This is a genomic window from Promineifilum sp. (SeqCode) (genome assembly GCF_041918635.1).
Lineage (GTDB): Bacteria > Chloroflexota > Anaerolineae > Promineifilales > Promineifilaceae > Promineifilum.
Map to the genome: position 1 here is coordinate 1 of NZ_JAYRVJ010000530.1, position 5,213 is coordinate 5,213.

Genomic DNA, 5,213 nt, shown 5'->3' on the forward strand with positions numbered 1-5,213 from the left:
AGGTTGAAGTAATCGGTATTCGTCGACATGACAGGCTCCTTGCGCAAAAAGGATGCCCCCCATTGTAGGGATCGAACATATGTTCGTGCTAGTCAATTTCTGGCAGGTGGACTTACGAAATGCTAAGGTTGGTGGCGGACCTCTGAGGTCTGAAGTTGCGCGCGGCAAGGGTAGCACGCCCATGGAAAAAACACGCTCCGCCTTTCGATTCCTGTTCCGGTTTGCCGCCATCTGGTTGATCGACGCCGTGTCGCTCAGCCTCACGGCCTGGTTCCTGCCGGGGATTGGCCTGGGCGGTCACGCGGGCTTTCCGGCGTGGATGGTCGCGCTGGGCGCGGCGCTGTTGCTGGGCGCGGTGAACCTCGCCGTCCGGCCGCTCATCCTGCTGGCGGTCATGCGCCAGGGATTCATCGTCTTGCTCATTGCCGGATTTTTCGTCAATGCCGTGATGTTGCGCCTGACGGCCGCGGTGATGGGCGGCGGGCTGACGGTTGACGGCTGGCTGCCGGCCATCGCCGGCGGTATCGTGCTGGCGGTGGTCAACATGATCGTCTCCGGACTGGTGGGGATCGACGATCAGGGTTCGTTCTATCGCGCCGTGATCGAAAGCCAGCTTGCCCAGGGGCAAGGCGGCTTGCCAGCGGACGACTATCGCGGCGTGATCATCCTGCAGGTGGATGGGCTGAGCTACTACCACCTGCAAGACGCGCTGGCTCGCGGCTATATGCCCAACATCGCGCGCCTGATCGAAAAAGACGGGTATGTGCTTTCCCGAACCGATTGCGGGCTGTCGTCGCAGACGGCGGCCTGTCAGGCGGGCATTCTCTACGGCGACAATGACGACATTCCCGCTTTCCGCTGGTTCAACAAGGCCGAGAACCGCCTCTACGTGGCCGGGAGCGACGCGGCGCTCATCAACGCTCGCTATGGCGGCGGCAATGGACTGTTGCGCGACGGCGTGAGCATCAACAACCTGCTCGACGGCGACGCCCGGCTGTCGCTGCTGACAGCGACAGACCTGAGCGGCGGCGAGGACGAGGAGCGCCAGGCCCGCGCCCGCGACATCTATCTGCTCCTGCTGAATCCCCATTTCTTCCTGCGCGTCGTGGGCAAGTTCATCGGTGAGGCGCTGCTGGAGGTATGGCAATACACGCTGGATGTGGTGCGCGGCGTCCAGCCGCGGCTCAATCGTCTGTCCGGCTTCTACCCGCTCTATCGCGCCGCGACCACGGTGTTCATGCGCGAGGTGTCGGGTTTCCTGACGCTGGTGCAGATCGGCCGCGGCGAACCGATCGTCTACACCACCTGGCCGGGCTACGACAAGGTCGCCCACTTCTCCGGGCCGTGGTCGCGCCACGCCTTCGGCACGCTGCGCGGCTTCGACCGCTTCCTGGGCGAACTGCGGACTGTCATCGCCCACAAGGCTCCCCGGCCCTATGAGCTGTTGCTCCTGTCCGACCACGGTCAATCGTCGGGGGCGACGTTCAAGATGCGCTACGGTTACACGCTGCTGGAGTTCATCGAGCGCTACTTGCCCACCGGCACGGTTGTGTCGGCGGCTTACGATCTGGACGACGGCTCGTCGTCGATGGTCGCCATGGCCGCCGAACTCAGCAACATTCAGCAGCAGGAGATGGGCGGCAGCCTTGGCAAGGTCATGACCGAGGGGATGCGGGAATTGGCCGAGGAAGCGGTCGAAGAGCTGGAGGAGTACGAGCGCGAGGGGGTGGAAGCGGGGGCCGACGTCACCTTCTGCGGCAGCGGCAACCTGGCCCAGGTCTATTTCCACGCCTTCCCCCGGCGGGCGACGATGAATGAGTTGAATCGCGCCTACCCCAACCTGATCGACGCGCTCCTCCGGCATGAGGGCGTCGGGCTGGTTGTGGTCGACGACGATGAGGGCGTGCCGCTGGCCCTGGGGCCGCGAGGCGCACGCAATCTGCATACCGGTGACGTGAGCGGCGAAGACCCGCTGGCGCTCTATGGCGACGTCGAACTGCGCGCCTGGCAGGTGCGGCGCGTGTCCGATTACCCCTGCGCCGGCGACCTGACCATCATCAGCACCGTCTATCCCGACAACACCGTCGCCGCCCTGGAGGAACTCATCGGCGTCCACGGCGGGTTGGGCGGCCAACAGACGGATAGCTTCTTGCTCCATCCGGCGCACATGATCGTGCCGCCGACGCGAAGCTCGACCGATATGTTCGGTTTGCTGAACGCCCGGCGCGACCCGCTCACGTGAATTGCACAATACCCCATGCTACAATCTCCCCCATGCTCCACCTCTACAGTTGGAACGTCAACGGCCTGCGCGCCGTCCACCGCAAGGGGATTTTCCTGGAGTGGCTGGCGGCGGCGCAGCCCGACATCCTGGGCATCCAGGAGACGAAGTGCCACCCCGACCAGCTGGACGACGCCCTGCGCGCCCCGCCCGGCTACCACACCTATTGGGCCTCGTCCGCCCGGCCGGGCTACAGCGGCGTGGCCCTCTACACCCGGCGCGAGCCGGTGACCGTGGCCGCCGGGCTGGGCATTGACGCCTACGACCTGGAGGGGCGCACGCTGGTGGCCGACTTCGGCGACTTCGTCTTCATCACCGCCTACTTCCCCAACGGCAGCCGCGACCACAGCCGCGTGCCCTTCAAGATGCAGTACAACGCCGACTTCCTGGATTACATCGACGCCCTGCGCGCCGCCGGCCGGCCCCTCATCTTCTGCGGCGACGTGAACACCTCCCACCAGGAGATCGACCTGGCCCGGCCGCGCCAGAACCGCCACACGACCGGCTTCCTGTCCATCGAGCGCGAGTGGATCGACCGGGTGGTGGCCGGCGGCTACGTGGACACCTTCCGCGCCCGCTACCCCGACACGGCCGGGGCCTACACCTGGTGGTCGCAGGTCACCGGCTCGCGCGACAAGAATGTCGGCTGGCGGCTCGACTACTTCTTCGTCTCGCCCGACCTCTGGCCGCGGGTCGCCGGCGCGGCCATCCACCCCGAGGTGATGGGTTCCGACCACTGCCCGGTGAGCCTGATACTGGATATGGATGGGGAGGAATGAATGAACCACGGATTTTCACGGATTCTACGGATTTAACGGATTGAACACGGAACCAGATTCAATCCGTATCATCCGTGAAATCCGTGAAAATCCGTGGTTCATTTATTCCCTCTTGGGTAGTTCATGAAACGGTCCAGGTCTGAAGCCCTCGCTCTGCTGCTCGTCCTCCTGCTGGCCGGCGTTGCCCGCATGGCCCGGCCGGGGCTGACGGAGTTCAAGGCGGACGAGGCGCGGCTGCTGACGCTGGCGCTGGACACGGCCGCCGGCGACGTGGCCGCGCGGGGCATCGCCACGTCGGTCGGCTTCCCCAACGCGCCGCTGAGCGTCTGGCTCTACGCCCTGCCGCTGCTCGTCTGGCGTCACCCGTTCGCGCCCACGCTTTTCGTCGGGCTGCTGAACACGCTGGCCGTGGCCGGGGTCTACTGGCTGGGGCGGCGCTACTGGGGCGGGACGGCCGGGCTGGCGGCGGCGCTGCTCTTCGCCGCCGGGCCGTGGGGCATCATCTTCTCGCGCAAGCTCTGGGCGCAGAACCTCTTGCCCCTTTTCGCCGTCGGCTGGGCGGCGTGCGCGGCGCTGGCCCTGGTCGAGGGGCGGCGCTGGTTCCTGGCGCTGCACCTCCTCTGTCTGGCCGTGGCCGTGCAGATTCACCCGGCGGCCGTCGGGCTGGCCCCGGCCACGCTGGCGCTGCTGGTCATCTTCCGGCGGCGGGTGGCGTGGCGGGCGGTGGCGCTGGGCGTCCTGCTGGCGGGGCTGACGGCCGCGCCCTTCCTATGGTATCTGTGGGGGCGCTGGCGGGCGGAAGGGGGGCTGCCGCTGGGCGCGGGGGCGGGGGCGGGTGGGCCGTCGCCGGAGGCGCTGTGGCTGGTACTGCGGCTGGTCGCCGGCGAGGGCATCGGCGGGCTGGCGGGGGAAGGGTTCGTGGGGCTGCCGGGGATGGTGGCTGTGCATGGGCTGTGGGTGGGGTTGCTGGCTGGCGGGGGGGTGTGGCTGGCGGGGCAGACCCTCTCCCCGGCCCTCTCCCATGGGGAGAGGGAGCCGTCGGGGTTAGGGGAGGGCATGGCGGGGCAGACCCTCTCCCCAGCCCTCTCCCAAGGGGCGAGGGAGCGATCCCCCGCCCTTCGGGAGGGCGGGGGGGTGATCCTGTTGCTGTGGCTGCTGGCCCCGCTGCTGACGTTCGTCTGGGGCTGGACGCCGGTCTACATCCACTACTTCATCGCCGTCCTGCCCGCGGCCTACCTCATCGCCGGGGCGGGCTTCGCGCGGCTGCTGGCCGGATGGGGGCCGGCGGCGCGGGCGACGGCCTGGACGGCGCTGGCCCTGTCGGCGGCGCTCCAGCTGGTGGCCTGGGGCGGGGTGATGGCCGACGTGGCCGCCGCCCCGGCCGATAGCGCCTTCGGCGTGCCTCTGGCGACGAAGCTGCTGGCCGCCGGCCGGGCGCGCGGGCTGCTACGCCAGACGGGCGCGGCCGAGGTGGTCATCGCCGGCGACGGCTCCGACCCGGCCCAGGACGACTTCGCCGCCGAGTTCGAGGCGCTGCTGCACGACACGCCGCGCCGCTTCGCCCACCTGAACCGGGAAGCGCTCTTCCCGGCCGCGCCGGCCGTCGTCCTGCTGGACACGGCCGCGGCCGACGGGCCGGCCGCGACGCGCGACCTCTACCGCGCTGCGGCGGCCGGGGCGGAACGGGTTCCGGTGGCGGGCAGCGCGCTGGCCTATGAGGCGCTGGCGCTGCCGGGCGGGGCCGCGCCGCAGCCAGACGCCGCGCTCGACCCGCCGCCGCTGCTGGCGAACTTCGTGCGGCTGACCGGCCACGCGGCGCGCTGGGGGCCGGCGGGACTACTGTGGGACGTGCAGTGGCGCACGGCCGACAACCCCGACCCGGCCGACTACCACTTCTTCAACCACCTGCTGGACGGGGCGGGAGCGCGGGCGGCCCAGGCGGACGCGGCGGCGTTCAGCGCGGCCCAGTGGCGGGCGGGGGACGTGGTCGTCAGCCGCTTCCTGCTGCCCGACGCGGCCGGCGCCGCGCCGCCGCTGACGATGCGCGTGGGGATGTATCGCTTCCCGTCGCTGGAGGCCGTGCCCGTCCTCGACGCCGCGGCCAACCCGGTGGGGGATGCTATCGAGGTGGGGGTGGAATAAATGAACCACGG

The 5,213-nt window shown here is 69.1% G+C and carries 3 protein-coding genes; all 3 read left to right on the forward strand.

The features are described 5' to 3' along the window. The first annotated feature begins 181 nt into the window (after positions 1 to 181). Positions 182 to 2,242, forward strand: coding sequence for a phage holin family protein (locus tag ACE3UY_RS15830; protein ID WP_374688464.1), 2,061 nt, complete (start codon positions 182 to 184; stop codon positions 2,240 to 2,242). Positions 2,243 to 2,274: 32 nt separating this feature from the next. Continuing rightward, a complete protein-coding gene (locus ACE3UY_RS15835) occupies positions 2,275 to 3,060 on the forward strand; it encodes an exodeoxyribonuclease III (RefSeq protein WP_374688465.1) in 786 nt (261 codons plus the stop codon). 123 nt (positions 3,061 to 3,183) lie between these two features. Continuing rightward, positions 3,184 to 5,202, forward strand: coding sequence for a hypothetical protein (locus ACE3UY_RS15840; RefSeq protein ID WP_374688466.1), 2,019 nt, complete (start codon positions 3,184 to 3,186; stop codon positions 5,200 to 5,202). The last annotated feature ends 11 nt before the right edge of the window (positions 5,203 to 5,213 follow it).

What these genes read in the sequence shown, in the direction of transcription:
- ACE3UY_RS15830 (WP_374688464.1), top strand. Translation starts at nt 182, where the DNA reads ATGGAAAAAACACGCTCCGCCTTTCGATTCCTGTTCCGGTTTGCCGCC.
- ACE3UY_RS15835 (WP_374688465.1), top strand. Translation starts at nt 2,275, where the DNA reads ATGCTCCACCTCTACAGTTGGAACGTCAACGGCCTGCGCGCCGTCCAC.
- ACE3UY_RS15840 (WP_374688466.1), top strand. Translation starts at nt 3,184, where the DNA reads ATGAAACGGTCCAGGTCTGAAGCCCTCGCTCTGCTGCTCGTCCTCCTG.